Source organism: Paractinoplanes brasiliensis, from assembly GCF_004362215.1.
In the GTDB taxonomy this organism is placed as follows: Bacteria; Actinomycetota; Actinomycetes; order Mycobacteriales; family Micromonosporaceae; genus Actinoplanes; species Actinoplanes brasiliensis.
This window is the reverse complement of record NZ_SNWR01000001.1, coordinates 5133829-5151223: the sequence shown is the minus strand read 5'-3', so window position 1 is coordinate 5151223 and position 17395 is coordinate 5133829. Positions and strand designations below refer to the sequence as shown.

The 17395-nt window shown below is 70.4% G+C and carries 6 protein-coding genes; 1 reads left to right on the top strand and 5 read right to left on the bottom strand.

Annotated features, from left to right (window positions below; translation table 11 throughout):
• Positions 1 to 37 precede the first annotated feature (37 nt).
• The 3 genes from C8E87_RS23445 to C8E87_RS23435 all read right to left on the bottom strand — a co-directional run bounded on the left by C8E87_RS23445 (position 38) and on the right by C8E87_RS23435 (position 12996).
• Entirely contained in the window at positions 38 to 6769 is a 6732-nt protein-coding gene (locus tag C8E87_RS23445) for a polymorphic toxin-type HINT domain-containing protein (RefSeq protein ID WP_133875090.1), read from the bottom strand.
• A 14-nt stretch (positions 6770 to 6783) separates the two neighbouring features.
• Positions 6784 to 11010 carry a LamG-like jellyroll fold domain-containing protein gene (locus C8E87_RS23440; protein WP_133875089.1) on the bottom strand — a complete coding sequence of 1409 codons (4227 nt, stop codon included), beginning with the start codon at positions 11008 to 11010 and terminating at the stop codon, positions 6784 to 6786.
• Between the two features lie 342 nt (positions 11011 to 11352).
• Positions 11353 to 12996, bottom strand: coding sequence for a CocE/NonD family hydrolase (locus C8E87_RS23435; RefSeq protein ID WP_133875088.1), 1644 nt, complete (start codon positions 12994 to 12996; stop codon positions 11353 to 11355).
• Between the two features lie 417 nt (positions 12997 to 13413).
• Here C8E87_RS23435 and C8E87_RS23430 point away from each other — a divergent pair, with 417 nt between their 5' ends.
• Positions 13414 to 13899: a TetR/AcrR family transcriptional regulator gene (locus C8E87_RS23430; RefSeq protein WP_239079892.1), complete on the top strand. Its 486-nt coding sequence runs from the start codon at positions 13414 to 13416 to the stop codon at positions 13897 to 13899.
• Between the two features lie 140 nt (positions 13900 to 14039).
• Here the strand turns inward: C8E87_RS23430 and C8E87_RS23425 are convergent, their stop codons facing one another.
• Positions 14040 to 15746, bottom strand: a complete 1707-nt coding sequence (locus tag C8E87_RS23425; protein ID WP_133875086.1) for an ABC transporter ATP-binding protein — start codon at positions 15744 to 15746, stop codon at positions 14040 to 14042.
• On the bottom strand, positions 15743 to 17308 hold the full coding sequence (locus tag C8E87_RS23420; protein WP_239079916.1) for an ABC transporter transmembrane domain-containing protein: 1566 nt from the start codon (positions 17306 to 17308) through the stop codon (positions 15743 to 15745). Before C8E87_RS23420 ends, C8E87_RS23425 begins: the two co-directional genes overlap by 4 nt.
• Positions 17309 to 17395 lie beyond the last annotated feature (87 nt).

Sequence of the window (17395 nt, the reverse complement as noted above, 5' to 3'; positions counted from 1 at the left end):
GGCTGCCCGGCGCCGCAAGCGCCGGGCAGCCCGGGGCTCAGAGCAGCAGGGTGCCGCCGTGCACCTTGATGCCCCAGAGTTGCCCGTTGCGGTAGATCTCGAAGCCGCGCTGCCCCTTCGGGTACTTCTTCTTGCCGCCCGCCGCAGGAACCGCCTGCCGCCACTTCGAGCGTCCGGTGAGCCGGCCGCCGCGGTCCCGGATCGAGTTCTCGCACCAGGGGCAGACGTTGCGGCTCGCCGCGCCGTGCAGCGGCTCGTACTTCGAGTCCACCGCGTGCTTCAGGGCGTTCATCTCGGCGTGCAGGTCGTCGAAGTTGACCGCTTCTTCCTCGTTGCCGCGCAGAGCCGCCCTCTGCGCCGCTGTCAGTCCCTTGCCGTTGGCCGCGACCACGTCGACGTAGGTGACCGTGCCGTCGGGCAGCACCTTCTTGCTGCGGACGATCGCCGTCGTGCCGAGCTTCCACGCGAAGTAGCCCGACGCGGTGCCGTCCCGGCGCAGGTCGTGCAGCTCCTTGGCGCGGTGCTCAAGGATCGAGCAGGCTTCCGCGTTGTGGACCAGGACCGGCGTGCCACCGGCGACGACGTAGTACGTGTCGATGTCGTCGACGTCGAGGTTGTGCACCGTGGCGACGGCGCCGTAGGCGACCACCGCGATGACCGTGACCCGGGCGCCGTCCGGCGTGAGCAGCTGCATGCCCGCCTTCAGCGCGCCGGCGTCCAGCCACTTCCGCTCGTCGTCCACCCAGACCGGGTGGCCGTCGGTGGCGGTCACGGTGCCGTCCCCGGCGCCGTCGCCGTCCGCGTCGACGGTGATCTTCACGAGCTGCTTCTCACCGGTGCCCGTGATCAGCGACGTGACGGGACGGATGCCGTCCTCACCGGTCTCGGGGTCCCGCGCGACGACCCGATCGTCCACGTCGACGTCCTCGATCGGCTTGGTGCTGCCGTCGGCCATCAGCACCCGCGTACCGGGCAGGAAGCTGTTGCAGCCCTTGGCGAAGATGCCCTTCGCGGCGTTCTTCAACGGCCCGATACCTCGTGCGGCGTTCTTGGCCTGCCGCACGCCGGGAACCATGCCGGCGATGCCTGACGCACAGCCGCCGACGTCACCACCGACACAGGACTTGGCCGTGTCGATCGCTCCGGCGACGGCCGCCACCGCACCGGCCGCAGCGGCGACCACCTGCGCGGGCGGGGGCAGCACCGCCGCGACCATCGCCACGGTGCCGGCCACCGACGCGATCGTGCCGGCGTTGTCGACCACCGCCTTGGTGGCCGCCTTGGCGCCGTTCGCCACCGCACTGGCCGTCTTCTGGATGCCGTTCTTGATGGCACCCCAGAACAGGCCGTCCGGGTCGGAGAACGTCGTCGGGTTGTTGTTCGAGTACGCGTACGGGTGGAGCCGTTGCGGGTCGTGCTCGTCGATCTCGGGGTCGACCGAGATGAACGCGCCGGTTCTCGGGTCGTAGAACCGGGCGCCGAGCAGGGTCAGTCCGGTCGGATCGTTGATGCCGCCCACGAACCCGCGCTGACCCGAGGGCCACTGCGGGGTCGCCGATCCGTCACGCGGGTTGCCGTACGGGTCGTTGTACTTGATCGTCGCGGCCCGGGTGACCGCGTTGACCGCCCAGGTCGCGGAGTCCTGGGCGTCCGACGCCAGCCAGATGATGTCGCCCTTGCGGCTGGTGGTGTCGGTCCGTGACGCGATCGTGTCGCCGGCGTGCTCGTAGTACCGCGTGGTGCTGGTGCTGGCCGGTGACGAGGTGTACTCGTTGCCGAACAGGAAGGCGGTGGCCGCCCCCTTCGGGTCGATCCGCGCGATGCGGTTGCCGTCGACGTCGTACACCATCGTGGTGTCGCCCTCCGGCCCGCTGATCTTGGTCAGCTTGCCGTGCGGACTCCACTGGAACGTCTCGGTGCGGTCGCCCACCTTGCGGTACTTCAGGTTGCCGCGCTTGTCCCAGTCGTAGTGGTCGACCTGCTCACCGGTCGTGATGGTGCGTACGCCGTGCGGCTGCGCACCGGCCGCGTACCCGTAGGTCGAGGTCTTGCCGGTGAGCTTGTCGCTGGTGCCCGTCCGCGACCCGTGTTCGTCGAACGCCCAGGTCTTCCAGTACGGCGCCTTGCCACCCACGGCGGACGGACCGGCGCACTCGGTGGCCACCTGCGTCCAGGCCTGGGTCAGGCGACGCAGGTGGTCGTAGGTGAAGCACTGGACGTCTTCCTCACCCGCACGCGGGTTGTTGTCCGCGTCCACGGGCCGGTTGGCGATCGAACGGACGTTGCCGATCTCGTCGTAGTCGTACGTGACCGCGGCAACGTTCGGCACGCTGCCGTCGCGGTCGAACCAGAACTCCGACAGCCGCCGGGTCGCGTCGTCGTAGACGTAGTTCTGGTACGCCTGCGGCTTGTCCCCGACCGGCGTTCCGAGCCAGCGGTTGAGCACCTCGCCGTACGGCGAGTAGGTGCTCCGGTCGACGTACGTGCGGACGGTTCCGGACGGCGAGGAGGTGCCCGCCAGCTTGACCACGTTGCCGAGGTCGTCGTACGTACGGGTCAGGCCCTCCTTCTCCATCGGGCCGATCTTCGGCAGGCTGGAACGCCACGGCAGGCCGTTCGCGGTGTACGTGTACGTCGCGACGTAGGTGCCGGCGAGCCCGGTCAGCCCCGGCATCGCCGGGATGGTGACCTCCTCGTCGACGACCTGGTACGCGTCGCTGTACTCGAAGATCTCCTTGGTGAAGGAGTGCCCGCCGACGATCGAGGTCGACTTGCTGAGGTGTCCCTTCGCGACGGTGTCGTAGGTCCACTCCGCAGCCTTGACGCCGTTGAACAGGCGTTGCTTCTGCCGGCCCAGGTCGTCGTAGGTGGTCGAGACCACGTCGCCCTCGGCGTCGGTCGACTTGGTGACGTCGTCGCCGTTGTTGTACTCGAGCACCGTGGTGCCCTTGTCCGGGTCGACCGTCTTGGTCTCACGACCGCGCAGGTCGTACTCGTACCGCCAGGTGAGGTCCCCCTTCACCACGGTTTCGAGGTCGCCGCGCGGCGTGTACGTGTACGACGTCTTGTCGAAGGCGCCTTCGGGCTCGGGCCCGTGGAACTCCCGCTCCTCGATCACGTTGCCGTCGACGTTCTCGACGGTCGCGGTCGCGGTGCCGCCCTTCGGCGGTGTGACGGCAACCTGCCAGCCCAGCGGGTTTCCGCCGTACGCCGTGGTGGTGCCCCACTTGCGAACGTTGTGCGACCAGAGCGCCTCCTCCACGACGCGGCCCAGCCGGTCGTAGGTCGACACGGTCCGGCTGCGATCCTCGCCCGGTGTGATGCCCACCAGTCCGGTGCCAGGCTTGCCGAGGGCGTAGTTGCCGTCCGACTTGTACTCGACCTGGCCGCGGTCGTTGTAGCCGGTGCCGGTGACCAGGCGGGCGTCCTGGCCGTCCTTGTTCTTCTGCGCGTCCTCCTGGACCTGCACCGACCGGTAGAGCGAGTCGAACAGGCCGATCTCGGTGATCTGGTTGTTGTTCGGGCCGAGCCGTTTGGTGGTCACCGCCAGCGGACCGTCGTTGCGGACCAGGTAGGAGAACTCCAGGTTCGGAGTGGCGGTCTTGGCCCGTCCGGGCAGCCAGACCTTCGCCAGCCGGCCCATCGGGTCGTGTTCCAGGACGGTGCGCTTCTTGTTGGCGTCCAGGATCGAGGTGGGCGTGGCCCACGCCGGGTTCTGGTCGGTGATCACCTCATGGTCGAGCGCGTTGAGCGTGCGCGTCTGGGTGACCGGGCCCGGCCCCGCCGGGGTGTAGTACGTCTTGCTGGCCTTGCCGATCGAGTCGGTGTTGCTGGTCGGCCGGCCCAGCGCGTCGAAGGCCGCCCGCGTGGTCACCGTGTACTGCGGCGCGCCGTTCTTCCACTCGTCGAGCGTGTCGACCCGGGTCGCCTTGCCCTTGCCGGGCGCCGCGCCGTGCGTGTCCGAACCGTCGTAGTAGGTCTTGACGTCGGCGACGATGTCGGCCGGCCGGGACACGGTCGCGCCGCAGGCCTTGGACACGGTTTCGCTCCGCGACACCAGCCCGCGCAACCACGGGCTGTCGTTCTGCACGTACGTGTTACGGGTGCACGTCTCGTCGCCGGTCTTGCTGGTGTCGCCGAGTTCGTACGCGACCTCGGCGTAGCCCTCGTCGTCGTACGTCGTCCGGGTCTCGCTCTGCGCCCAGGTGCCGGGTGCGATCAGCCGGCGCTCCTTCTTCACCGACGGGGCGATCTTGTACGCCCGGTCCGATCCGCCGGTACGCGAACGGGCCGCGGTCTGCTTGACCCAGTACGACGTGATCGACGTCTCGACGACCGCGGCGCCGTCGAGCGAGGCCTCCTCGAGCGTCGAGCCGGCCAGCGCGGGCTGGTCGGTGTAGCTGTTGCCGGCCGAGTCGGTGACCTGCACGCTGCGGGTCTTGTCGCCGGGCAGCGGCTGGTCGTCGAGGCCGCGGAAGAACTGCTTGCGGGTGACCAGCGGAGCTTGTGTGCCGCCGACCGTGGCGGTCACCCGGGAGTAGCCGCGCCACTGACCGTACGTGCGGTGCTTCTTCTTGGTGAACTCGCCGTCGTCCCAGCCCCAGAGAACGTTGGTGTTGGTGCCCTCGTTCGAGTACGCGTATCGGGTGGTCACCGGCGGCTGGTCGGCGGTGCGCTCGTACGTGGTGACCTCCTTGACCACGTACTTGCGGAACCAGTCCCTGGTCGGTTCCCAGTAGCCGTCCGGGGTCCAGTACACCGGGTAGCAGAGCCGGCTGTTGTTCTCCACGGCCGGCAGGTCGTTCGCGTCGCAGTCGGCGTCCGAGTAGCTGACGAAGACGTCCGCGCCGGACTCGGTGCGGACGTTCTGGATCCGCCAGCGGGAGAAGAACTCGGTGCCGGCGATCGCGTTGACCTGGTTGGCCAGTTCGACGCCGGTGAACACCACCGGCGGGTCCGTGACGGTGCCACCGACGTGCCCGGCGTGCGTGATCGACTTGAGCCACAGCGAGGCGGAGCGCGCCGACTTGGGCGCCTTGAACTCCTGATCGAGCGTCCATGACTCGACCGGGTCGAACCCGGTCGCGCTGGTGCGGATCTCCGTGGTGATCTTGGTGAGCCGCTTGATGGAGTAGAAGACCGGCGCGAGCTTGTCGGTGCACGGCTCGGCGGTGCACTCCTTGTCCCACGGCACGTCCGGCCAGTTCGCGGCGACCGGCTTGCCGTCGGAGTAGCACTCGCTCGCAAAGCACCGGTTCGCCGTGCCGAACACGATCCGGCCGGTGGCCGCGACGTCCGGGTACTCCGTGTGCAGGCCGTACTCGATGCGCTCGAGGTTGCCGCCGCGGTCGAACGAGACGCGGTTGTTCTTGTCGTCGGCCGAGCCGTAGTGCCCGGTCTCCTTCTTGTAGAAGTAGCGGGTCATGTTGCCGTGCACGTCGATCTGCTTGTCCAGCAGCCACCGCCAGGCCTGCTCACAGGACGAGTCCTTGAACGCGTCGGCGTGGCAGTCCTCGCCGTCGTGGTTGCCGAAGACCGGCACCGACCACCGCGAGTTGGACGTGCCTGCCTCGGCGGCGAAGAAATTACGGGTGCCGTCCGGAGTCGTGATGATCCACCGCTCGGTGGTCGCGGTGCCCTTCTTGGCGGTCGAACCCTCCAGCTGAACCTTCCAGTTGGCGTCCGCCGCGGGCCGCCAGGCGCCCGTCGCGTCGTCCTTGACCAGCGCCGTGTTCGTGCCGCTCAGCAAGACGGTGATGTTCGGCGACTTGTCCTTCCAGCACTGGTCGAGGGTCTTCTTGTCCTTGTTGTTCGGGTCCTTGCCGTCGGCCTTGTCCACGTCGTCCTGGCAGGTGACGTAGCTGCGCTCGATGTATCCGGGGGTGTAGTCCCAGCCGTCGCCGGCCCAGGACGCCTGGTTGTTGTTGCCCGCCATCCGCCCGTCGACCATCTGCGACGAGTAGTTCAGCGCGACGGCCGGCACCGGGCCGGGCGCCGGAGGCACCTTGATGGCATTCGAGTAGTTGAACGCCCCGGAGCTGTCGCCGGCCGTCCACGAACCGGATGCCTGGAGGTCGCTGGCCTTGTAGTCACCCTCACCCGACTCGGTGTCCGCGGTCAGGGCGAGCACGGTAGGTCCCGCCGCCGTCAGCGTCATCGGCGCCGCCAGCGTCGTCGCCTGCTTCTCCGTCTTCAGCGGCACCGCGTCCTGGCACTCTGCCTTCTGCGGGGTTGTCGCCGCGCACGCCGGCAACTGGCTCAGGTTGAGCCGGCCCGCCCAGCCGCCGCCGTACAACTGGCTGAAGCTGTCGACGTCGACCTCGGTCTCCACGTCGCCGGGCTGGTCGCCCTCGACCGCGAGCACCGGGCCGGACAGGCCCAGCTTGGTGGACTGCTCCTTGGGCAGGGTGGTGACCCGCACCCGATCCGGCGCCTTCTTGCCCGGCGCCGCCTTGACCTTCACCTTGATCGAGCCGGCCTTTGCCTCGACCGCCCGGCCGGTGGCGCCGGCCAGGACGATGTCGGTGGAACCGGCGGCCGGCCAGCGGCCCTTCTCCGGTCCCTTCCAGGCGCCGCCGTCGGCGGGCAGCGGAACCGTTTTCACCTTGACGGTGCCGAAGTCGGTGGCCGCCACCGACTGCACGTCCCGCTCGCCGTCGAGCATCTGCTCGACCCAGGTGTAGGTCAGGAACGAGGTCAGTACCAGAGCCGAGGCGCCCAGGGCGAACCCGCGCCGGCCCGATGAGAAGAACTTCTTTTTCTCAGTCATCACAGGTCTCCGGGTCAGCTGTGCGCGAAGGTGCCGAAGAGGTCGGGATCGACCGTCGAGGTCCAGACGCGGACGTCGTCGACGAGGCCGCCCAGATAGTTGGAGCGGGCGCCGCTGTTCAGGGCGGCGCAACCCACCCGCAACGGGGAGGAGCCCGGCCACAGCGGGCCGGCCACAGCGGCGCCCTCGCCCTGCGGCTCACCGTCCACATAGAGCGACAGCTCGTTCGTCACCGCGTTGTAGACCGCCGCGACGTGCGTCCAGGTGCCCGGCACCGGGGCGGCCAGCGACCGGACCTCGGTGGCCGGCGCGCCTGCCTGGTCACCGCCCACCATCACGACCCGCAGCCGGTCGGCGCCGGCGACGTATTCGATCAGGAAGCGGTGCCGGACGCTGCCGGACTGCGACAGGATCGTGCGGTTGCCGGTCAGGTCGTCCAGCGAGACCCAGGCGGCCACCGAGAACGACTCGTTCGCCCGGACCACCGGGGTCGCCGACTCGGCACAGGAGCCTTCGTCGAGTGCCAGACCCAGCGCGCCGTTGCGGCTGGCGAACCGGTCCCTCTCCCAGTGCGGCACGCCGGCGGCCATGGTCAGGTGCCGGCTGTTGCCCGAGCGGTCGTCCAGGTTGGTCGGCTCCTCGGCCCCCGGGCCCTCCAGCGGATACCAGCCCTCGACGGTGACCGGCGGGTTGGCGTTCTTCACCGCGGCCGCCCCGGCGTCGGTGAGCGCGCCGCGCCACACCTTCACGTCGGTGATCGCTCCGCGGAAGAAGTCGCTGTGCGCGCCGGCGTACTTGGCGCAGCCGAGGCTGAACGCTCCGGAGGCACTCCAGTTGGCGCCTGTCGAGCGCACCGCGGACCCCACCTTCACGCCGTTCACGAACAGCGCCATGGTCTTGGTGGTGGCGTTGTAGGTGGCCGTCAGGTGCGTCCACTTGCCGACCGTCGCGGCGAAAGCGTCGGTGGTGCCGCCCACCCACTCCGAGGCCGAGGTCTCCAGGTCGGACGCCTTCATCATGAGCGACCAGAACGGCACGCCCTGGCCGTTCGCGCGGGCGCCGAGGAACCAGCCGCTGACCCGGTTGCCGTCGGTGCCGATGATCGTCTGGTTCATCGCGCTCGCGTCGTCCAGTCGGGCCCAGACGGCGAGCGTGAACGACTCGTCGCTGCGGATCACGTTGTGCTGCGTGGTGGCACACCGGTCCCCGCTGACGTACCAGGCGGATTCCGGCCGGCCGTACGCGTCGTCGGTCCACTCCATCGGAACAGTGGGCGCCGGGGTCGGGTCGGGCGTCGGTTCCTCGGTCGGGTCCGGCGCCGGCTCCTCGGTCTCCTCGGGCACCTCGGGGCTGCCGGTCGGCTCCGGCTCGTTCGGGTCGCCGGTCTCGGTGGGGTCCGGCGTCGGCTCCGGCATCGGGGTGCCGGACGGGTCCGGCTCGGGGGCCGGGTCGTCGGTGATCTCGGGTTCCGGGGTGGGCTCCGGGGTCGGCGGCACCGCCGGTGCGGGCACGGTCAGCTGGTGGCCGTGGTCGCTGGCGTCGTCGCCGGTGCCGCGCAGCTTCCAGGCCGCGGCGAGTCCGGCGGCCGGCAGTTCGTCACGTGCGGCGCTGATCTGCGCATCGCTGAGCAGGCCGCTCCAGACCGCCACGTGATCCACCGCACCGATCAGCTGCGCATTGGTCACGGTGGCGGTTCCACCGCAGCCGACCAGCGTACGGGCAGCGCCACGCCACGGCAGGGCATCGATCGCGGTGGTCGCCTGCACCTGGCCGTCGACGTAGAGCCGCAAGGTTTTCCCGACCGGGTCGACGGTGGCCGCCACGTGCTGCCAGCCGTTCAGCGGCGGCGACGTGGTGCCGCGCGCGATCGTCCACGTCACCGTCGCCGAGTCGGCGTTGGTGACAGCCGTCTCCCAGCGATCGGTGGCCTGGTGGTAGGAGAGCACGAAGGCCGGTGCGTTGGCGCCGGCGATGGCCAGCACGGTGCGGTTCGAGCCCGCCGCCTTGCTGGTCAGCTTGACCCAGGCGGCCGCGGTGAACGGCGCGTCACTGCGCACCACCGGAATGGTGGTGGCACAGCCCGTGCCGGTGAGGTTGAGCGCCGTGCTGCCCCGGTTCAACCGGTCGGCCGAGTACGTCGGTGTGGCCGCGACCGTCCATCGCAGGTCCTTCTGGGTGGCCGACTCGTCGGTGTTGCCCTCGTCGTCGATGGTCCCGGAGTCGTCGCGCAGGTTGCTGGTCATCCGCCAGACGGCCATCGGCTCGATCGGGGTGACGCGTCCGGTGAAGATGTTGTAGATCGCTCGCGACGAATAGTTGAGGGCGTTGTCGCGGGCCCATACGTAGATCTGGGTCCGGCCGCTGTCCGCGGTGAAGGTGACCTCAGCCTTGCCGGACGAGGCGTTGACGTTCGACGACTTGGCGTCGACACCGATGCCGTAGTCGAAGCGTCCGACGCCGGAGAGCGCGTCGGTCGACGAGAAGGTCAGGGTCACCGGCTTGCCGAGCTCCGGCGCCGGGGTGCCGGCCTTGCGCGTGATCACCGGCAGGGTCGGCGGCGTGTGGTCCTGCCGGAAGTAGCAGGTCTTGCTCCAGCCGGTCTTGTCCGTGCCGTCGGTGGCGTAGACCTTCCAGTTGTAGCTGCCGTCCTTGAGCACCGGCGTGGTCCAGTTCGCCTCCTTGCCCGAGGCCACCGCGGCCGAGGTGTAGTCGGCCGGGACGGTCGGACCGTTCACGTCGAAGACGAGCCGCACCGAGTTGTCGGCGTCGGTCGCCTTGGCGTACAGGGCCGGCGTGCTGTCGTTGATCCACGGACCGGGCGAGGCTGCGCAGTTACCACCCGGCGACGTACGCACCGGTGTCGGCGAGGTCGGCTTCGACTGGTACTCGGCGACCAGCTTGATCTTGCCGCGCTCGGCCTTGACCCAGTGGCCCCCGCTCTCGGTGGGCACCCGCAGGCCGAACGTGATGCTGTTGTAGTTGGCGTCCGCGTGCCGCTGCACGTGGGTCTTCACGCCACTGGCGTTGAACTTGACCCAGGCCGGTTTCTGCCCGCTGCACCCGCTGTTGACCTTGACGGTCTTGGTGTGGAGGGCCTTGCCGTGCAGCCATTTGCCCTTCATCCCGTTCCAGGTCGGGGTGTTGCCGTCGATGGCATTGGTCTGCCAGAGAGCCAGCGACTCACCGGCGCACCAGGCGCTGTGCGTCAGATACGCGTCGACGCTGGGCGTCTTGACGAGCCGCTTGCCCTTGAGCGTGGAGATGTCGAACTGCATATGAGCGCGCCAGATGTCTCCGGTGCTCTCATAGTTGGAGCCGATCCGGATCACCTCGCGCGGCCAGGAGTTGCCGGACACCCACTTGGTGTCCGGGCGCGAGTCGTTGACCGGGATCCACTTCGCGTAGTACTTCGAGTAGGTCGGGTCGATGTAGACGGGGAACGTCGACTGCGCGGACAGCAGGTCCTCGTCGACGCTCACCGCCAGTTTCTTGCCGGTGATCCGCACGTCCAGACCGGACCGGCGCGCGAACTCGCTCGGCGCCTTGGCGGTGGACGGCTCGGCCACCCGCAGCGGGGCGAGGCCGCCGGGTTCCAGCCGGCGCAGCTCGGCGGTCCGCGGCTCGCGGACCTGCCGGGTCGAGTCCCAGGCCATCGCCGGGGGAGCGCCGGCGATCACACCGGCCGGGCCCTTCACGACGATCTCGCCGTTGGTCTCGGTCACGGTCGCCGAGCCGCCGACGGTGTACGCGGTCTCGCGCACCTCGGGGTTCGCGGCAGCCTCGGCGTTCTTCACCACGAGCACGTGCGAGAAGCCGCCGGGCACGGCCCGCACCACCAGGTCCGCGCCCGGGTGAACCTCCGGGTACGTGACCGAGTCCCCGCTGACGACGCCGGCCGGCAGCGGTGCGGGCCAGGTCAGGGTGAAGTCGGCGCCGCCCTCGCGGTAGGTCGCCAGCGGGCCGGCGCCACCGGCCGAGAACGACACGTCGGCTGCGGCCCGGGGCCGGAACCGGCCGTCCGCGCCGCGCTCGAGGTTCGTGTCCACTGCGATCCAGCGGTCGTCCCGTTCGATGCGCTGCGGCTCCAGGTAGGTCTCCATGGAGAAGTCACCGCTGGGCAGGGCGACGACCTTGGTGGTCTCGTCCGCTTCGGCGAGGACCTCGACCGGCTTGTCACAGAGTTCGGCGAGGCGCTGTGCCGCCGCCTCGGTCTCGGCGGCCGGCTCGTTCTCGGCGGCCACTCCGGACGGACAACCCGCGGCATGAGCAGCGGTGTGCGGTGATGTAGCTACTGAGAGTAGCGTCGCCAGGATCGCCAAAGCGGCGCCCTGCGCGACGCGGGCATGCGCCATCGTCACTTGTGTTGCTCCCCCGTGAACCATGCGATGAGTTCGTTCCGCGCAGGGTTCAGCGGTTGCCCATCTGCCCCCGTATGGCAAAGCGCGTGGCCAGAACGGTAGGGGCCGATGTTTACCGCAGTCAATACAGAAGATCGTCGAACTTTCAGCATTCGTTCAGCGGCACAGCGCGCTGCGCCAGGCGGCGAGGACCGTAGGGCGCGGCACGCTGCGAGGACCGCGGGGTCAGCGGGTCGGGACGTCCAGGTAGGAGCCGCCGGTGATGGTGATCTGGCGGCCGGGGGCGTTGGAGTCGTAGTAGAGGGGGTCGACGGTGTCGACCACCAGGGTCAGGGAGTGGCCGGCGGGGACGTCGTAGGCGGCTGCGGAGAGGGCCAGGTCGACCTCGTTCGTGCCCGACCAGGTGACCGGGGAGTGGGTGATCAGGCGGGCCGCGCCGAGGTTGTCGAGGTCGTACAGGTAGACGACCGCGGAACCCTGGGACTGGGCGACGTTGAGGTGCACGCGCGGGATGCCCCGGAGTTTGAGGGGCTGTCCGGGCCGCGACGAGGCCCAGACGCCGGCGCGGCCGCGGTCGACCGTGGGCAGCCAGATGGACGGGCGCTGATTGGTGAAGGCGGAGACGCCGTTTGTCAGCAGGACGACGCCGCCGTTGGCGATCGTGTCCTTGTCGGTGGGCAGGGCCTTCGACCAGCCGGTGGTGGGGGCGCCGCCGAGCAGGCCTGTGCCGTCGAGAGTGCGGATGCGGCCCAGGCCGTAGCGGGTGGTCGACGTGCTCAGGTTCGACCAGTCGGCGTACGACTCGGTGGCCGCGTTGTCGGGACGCACCAGCACCGGCTGCCGTGAGACGGGCGCGCCGCCGGTCAGGTGCTCGTCGAACCACGACCGTACCCCGGCCCAGACGTCGTTCTGGAAACCGAAGACACCGCCCAGCTCCGCGATAGCGTGGTCGCCGGGACGCAGTTCGAGGCGCTTCGGCCCGTTCAGCTGCCGGTAGAAGTCGACCAGCTGGTTGGGCGGGAAGAACGAGTCGCCCCATGCGTTGGCGATCAGCACCGCGGGCGCGTTGGCGTTGATCTGCGGGAGGTAGGTGGCCGGGGAACGGACGCGCGCCCAGGCCATCACCTCGGCGATGTTGCGGTCGGCTTTGAAGTCGGACAGTTTGCCGCTGAGGTCGGGGCCGGCGTTGCCGAGCAGCGCGGCGGCGAGCTCGAGCAGGCCGGCGGACTGGCGGTGCCGGGTCGAGTCGCCGTACAGCGAATACACCAGGTCGGTCCAGCCGCTCATCATCGCCACGACGCGGATGCGTTTGTCGAAAGCCGAGCCGAGCAGGCTGATCCCGGCCCCGTACGAGATCCCGGCGGCGCCGAGACGTGCGGGGTCGGCCTGCGTGTTGGCCAGCGTCCAGTCGACCACCTTGGACAGGTCGGCCATGTCCTTCGGTCCGGCCGTGTCGATCTCGCCGCCCGACGACCACCAGCCGCGCGGCGTGTACGAGACGACGACGTAGCCGCCCTCGGCCAGCTTCTTGGCCTGGGCCAGGTATTCGAGGTCGTTGAGGCCCCAGCTCGCGGGGAGGATCACGGCGGGGTAGCGGCCCGCGGCGGCCGGAGCGATCACGTTCGCCTTGAGCGTGACACCGGCGCCCGAAATGTCCACGAACTTGTGGCCGGTGGTGGGGACGGCAGCCGCACGCGCAACAACTGCCGCGGATAAAGCAGGCGCGGCGGCGGAAAGAGCGCTGGACGCGGCGGCGTGAAGGGGCGCGGCGGAAACGCGTGCGGCCGAGGCCGGGGTGACAGCCACGCCGGACAGGACGAGACCGGCGGATACGGCGACGCTGAGCAGGATGTTACGACGGAGCTCCATGCGCTCTCCTCATGCGGAGCAAAGACGACGAGACCCCGTACGGGGGACGCGGGTGGCACGTCCGCCCGAGAGGGGTTCGTCAGTGGGAGGGGTTGGAGCGCTCCAGTTTCGGCAGCGTAAGAGCCTGTTCCGAGAAATTGAACTTCATGACATTATCGTTACTGGCAAGTAACGTAGGTCACTTCGGGAGCGGCGGCGGGCGATCAACCCGCAGTCCTCAGCGTGGCCTTCGGTCTGAGCCACGAACGGGCCGCAGAGACAGGGAAGGGGGTCCGGCGCGAGCGGGTCCGGCACGGTAGCGAAGCGGCGAAGGCAGTGCGGGCGGGAGGTTTGTCGATGCTGTACGGGGTGCAGGCGCCGCGACGGCGGGATGCTCAGCGCAATCGGGATGCGATCGTTCGTGCGGCCTGTGACCTGATGACCAGTGAGCGCGACGTCGTGGGCATGCCCGAGATCGCCCGCCGGGCCGGCGTCGGCCAGGCCACCCTGTACCGGCATTTTCCCGACCGGCACGCCCTGACGAGCGCGGTCATCGCCTATCAGGTGGAGCGTCTCGAAGCCTGTGTCGCCGCGACCCGTCAGCAGCCCGCCGCGTTCCGGCCGATGCTCGACGCCGTCCTGCGCGCCCAGGTCACCATGCGCCCGCTCGTACGCCTGGCCCGCCGGCTCGAACCCGCGGTGCAGGGCCGATACCTGCGCCGCATCGTCACCCTGCTGGCCGAGCCGCTGCGCCGCGCCCAGGAGCACGGCCACGTCCGCCGCGACCTCGAACCCGGCGACCTCGTGCTGATCTTCACCATGGTCGAGGGCGTGCTCGAGGGCACCCTCGACGGCGAGGTCGAGGCCCGGGCGGCCGCCGGCCGCACCATCGACCTCGCCCTCGACGGCGTCTTCCGAACGTAGCCACGCCCGAGAAACGCGACCGGCCCCGCCATGGAACGCAACCCGCCCTGCCGAGCGATGCAACACGCCCCGCCACGGAACACAGCCCACCGCTCCGAGGACGCAGCCCCCGTCAACCGGCCGTGCGCGGAGGGACGTGGTCAGCTGTGCCAGGAGCGCCACAGGGCGGCGTACGGGCCGCCCGCCTCGACCAGGGCGTCGTGCGTGCCGACCTCGATGATGCGGCCGTCCTCCATCACGACCACCCGGTTGGCGTCGTGCGCCGTCTGCAAGCGGTGGGCGATTGCGATCACCGTACGTTCGTGGAGCACGGCGGCCAGGGCACGTTCCGCCGTCCGGGCCGCGGTCGGGTCGAGCAGCGCCGTGGCCTCGTCGAGGATGACCGTGTGCGGGTCGGCAAGCACTACCCGGGCCAGGGCCAGCTGCTGGGCCTGCGCCCCGTCAGGCGGGTGTTCGCCCAGGTCACGGTCGAGGTCGTCGGCCCAGTCTGCGCCGACCGTCTTGAGCGCGCGGCGCAGCTCGTCGTCGGGGGCCTCGATCATGAGGTTGTCCCGCAGGGATTCGCGGAAGACGTGGTGTTCCTGGGTCACGAGGACGACCTGACGGCGCAGCTCGTCGGGCGGCAGGTCGGCGACCGGCACCCCGCCCACGGCGACCGAGCCCGACGACGGGCGGTCGACCCCGGCGATCAGGCGGCCCAGCGTCGACTTGCCCGCGCCGGACAGCCCGACGATCGCGAGCCTCTCCCCCGGCCGCACGGTCAGTGTCACGTCGTGCAGGACGTCGCGGCCCTCGTCGTACGCGTAACGCACGTGTGAGATCTCGATGCGGTCGCCCTCGGGAAGCTTCGTCGACACCGGCGGCCCGGCCGGGACGGCGGCGAGCCCTTCGATGCGGGCGAAAGACGCGCTGCTGCTCTGCAACGACTCGATCCAGATCAGGATCATGTCGAGCGGGCCGACGAGCTGGCGGAGGAAGAGCACCGCCGCGCCGACGGTGCCCAGCGTGACGTGGCCCTCGAAGTAGAGGAAGCCGCCGAGCAGCAGGACCAGGACGCTCGGGACCGCGTACGAGATCTCCACCGATGGGAAGAAGACGCTGCGCAGGCCCAGAGTGGCCAGCCGGGTGCGCCGGGTTTCGGCGATGGCGGCGCGGCCGGCGTCGAGGCGGCGCCGGGCCAGCCCGTACGCCTCGACGGTGCGGGCGCCCGAGGTGGTGGCGGCCAGTTCGTCGGCGAGGCGGGAGTTGGCCTCGCCCTCCTTGAGGTAGGCCGGGCGGGCGACGCGCAGATACCACCGGGTGGCGAACCAGATGCCGGACAGCCCGAGGACGCCGACGATGCCGAGCAGCGGGTTGAGCAGCAGCACGGCGCCCACGATGAAGACGATCTGCACGACGCCGATCAGGATGTTGGGCAGGATGTCGCGCAGTGTGGTGGCGACCGCGTCGACGTCGGTGGTGCCGCGGGCGGCGAGGTCACCGGCCGGCACCCGCTCGATCACGGCGGCGGGCAGGGCGAACGAGCGGCGCAGGAACCCCTCACGGATGCGGGCGGCGGTGCGTTCGCCGAAGCGGTAGGCGATCGCGAGCGACTGGCGGGCCAGCAAGGTCTGGGCGATCGCGCAGGCCAGCACGCCCGCGGCGAGCCTGTCGACGGCGCCGGCGCCCGCACCGGCGGCGACCGTGTCGATGATGCGGCCGAGCAGCCACGGCCCACCCAGCCCGGCCAGGGCGGCCAGCACGTTGAGAACGGTCAGGACGGTGACCGCACGGCGGTCGGCGGTGATCAGGCGCAGGGCGGCGCGGGCGACCATGCGCTGGTCGGCCACGGGCAGGGTGGCGCTCATCGGTCGTCCCCTTCGCCTTCGTCCTCGCCGAAGACCCGGGTGACCAGGGCGTGGTAGCCGGGGCAGGAGTCGAGCAGCTCGCGGTGTGTGCCGGTGGCGGCGACCCGGCCGTCGACCAGGTAGTGCACGACGTCGGCCCGGTCGAGCAGCACCGGCGAGGTGGTGGCCACGACCGTGCCGCGGCCACGGCGGGCGGCGGTCAGGCGTTCGGCGATGGCGGATTCGGTGTGCGCGTCGACGGCCGAGGTCGGTTCGGCGGCGAGCAGCATCTCGGGGTCGGCGTGCACGGCTCGGGCCAGGCGGACCCGCTGGCGCTGGCCGCCGGAGATGTTGCGGCCGGACCATTCGATCGGGCGGGCCAGGTCGGACGCCACATCGTGCGCGACGGCGGTGGTGATCGCGGCGTGGACACGATCGTCGTCGGGGTCGTCGCGACCGGCGACCACGTCGCGCAGCCGGCCGGCGAACAGGTCGGCGCCGGGCTCGGCGACCAGGATGCGGGCGCGGATCTCGGGCTGGGCGATCTCGGTCAGCGGGCGGCCGCCCCAGGTGGCGTCGGTCGGCCCGTACCGGCCCAGGCGGTCGATCACCTCGGCAGCGTCGGCGGGGCGGGCCCCGGCCAGCGCGGTCAGGCGGCCGGGTTCCGCGGTCACCCCGGACGCCGGGTCGTGCAGCACCGCCGGGCGGTCGGGCCCGGGCGCGCCGGAGAGGTCGTCGCAAGGCAGGCGCAGGAAGTCGACCACGCGGCGGGCCGCGACCAGGCCGCGGGTGACGTCGAACGAGCAGAAGATCAGCACGTTGACCGGAATGACCAGCATGGCGGTGTAGCCGTAGACGGCGATGAGCTGGCCCACGGTCAGCTCGCCGGACGCGGCGAGCCGGGCCGCCAGCCACACGACCACGGCGAGGAACACGACCGGGAGCCCGTCGCCGAGGGCGCCGATCCAGCTGGACGGGCCGCCGACGCGATACCCCTGGTCACGCAGTCGCGCGGACTGCCGATCGTACCGGGAGAGGTGGGTTTGCTTGCCGCCGAGCCCGTTGAGGATGCGCAGGCCGCCGAGCACGTCGACCAGGCGTGCGTTGAGCTCGCCCTGCTGCTCGCGATAGCCGAGGCCGGCCTTTTGACTGCGGTGCAGGAGCGGGCCGACGAAGAACGCCAGCACCGGCACGCCGATCAGCACGACGAGAGCCAGCTTGGGTGAGGTGCGGAAAAGGATCGTGGCCACCACCGAGATCGCCAGGGTCGCCGCCACGCCGACGCCGCCGACGTTCATGGCGCGGCCGATCGTCCACACGTCGGAGATGCCGATGGTGACGACCTCGCCGGCCGTGACGCGCCGGGGCAGGGCCGAGCCGAGCCGGGTCGCGTGGGTCATCACCAGGTCGGCTGTCTGCAGGGCGGCGGCCAGACGCAGCTTGGTCATGCTGCGGTGACGCATGATGCCGAGGCCCGCGCTGGCCGCGCCGACCACGAGCACGACGGCCGACCAGCCGATCAAGGTGCCGCGGTCACGGGCGGCGAGGCCGTGGTCGACGGCCTGCGAGATCAGCCACGGCATCGCGGCCAGGCTGAGGAACCACACCGATCCGAAGAAGGCGCCCAGCGCCACCCGGCCCTTGTTCGTGCGTCCCAACCAGAAGAGAAA

Coding starts and splice junctions, on each gene's coding strand:
- C8E87_RS23445 (WP_133875090.1), bottom strand. CDS start 6,769: ATGACTGAGAAAAAGAAGTTCTTCTCATCGGGCCGGCGCGGGTTCGCC.
- C8E87_RS23435 (WP_133875088.1), bottom strand. CDS start 12,996: ATGGAGCTCCGTCGTAACATCCTGCTCAGCGTCGCCGTATCCGCCGGT.
- C8E87_RS23430 (WP_239079892.1), top strand. CDS start 13,414: ATGACCAGTGAGCGCGACGTCGTGGGCATGCCCGAGATCGCCCGCCGG.
- C8E87_RS23425 (WP_133875086.1), bottom strand. CDS start 15,746: ATGAGCGCCACCCTGCCCGTGGCCGACCAGCGCATGGTCGCCCGCGCC.
- C8E87_RS23420 (WP_239079916.1), bottom strand. CDS start 17,308: ATGCCGTGGCTGATCTCGCAGGCCGTCGACCACGGCCTCGCCGCCCGT.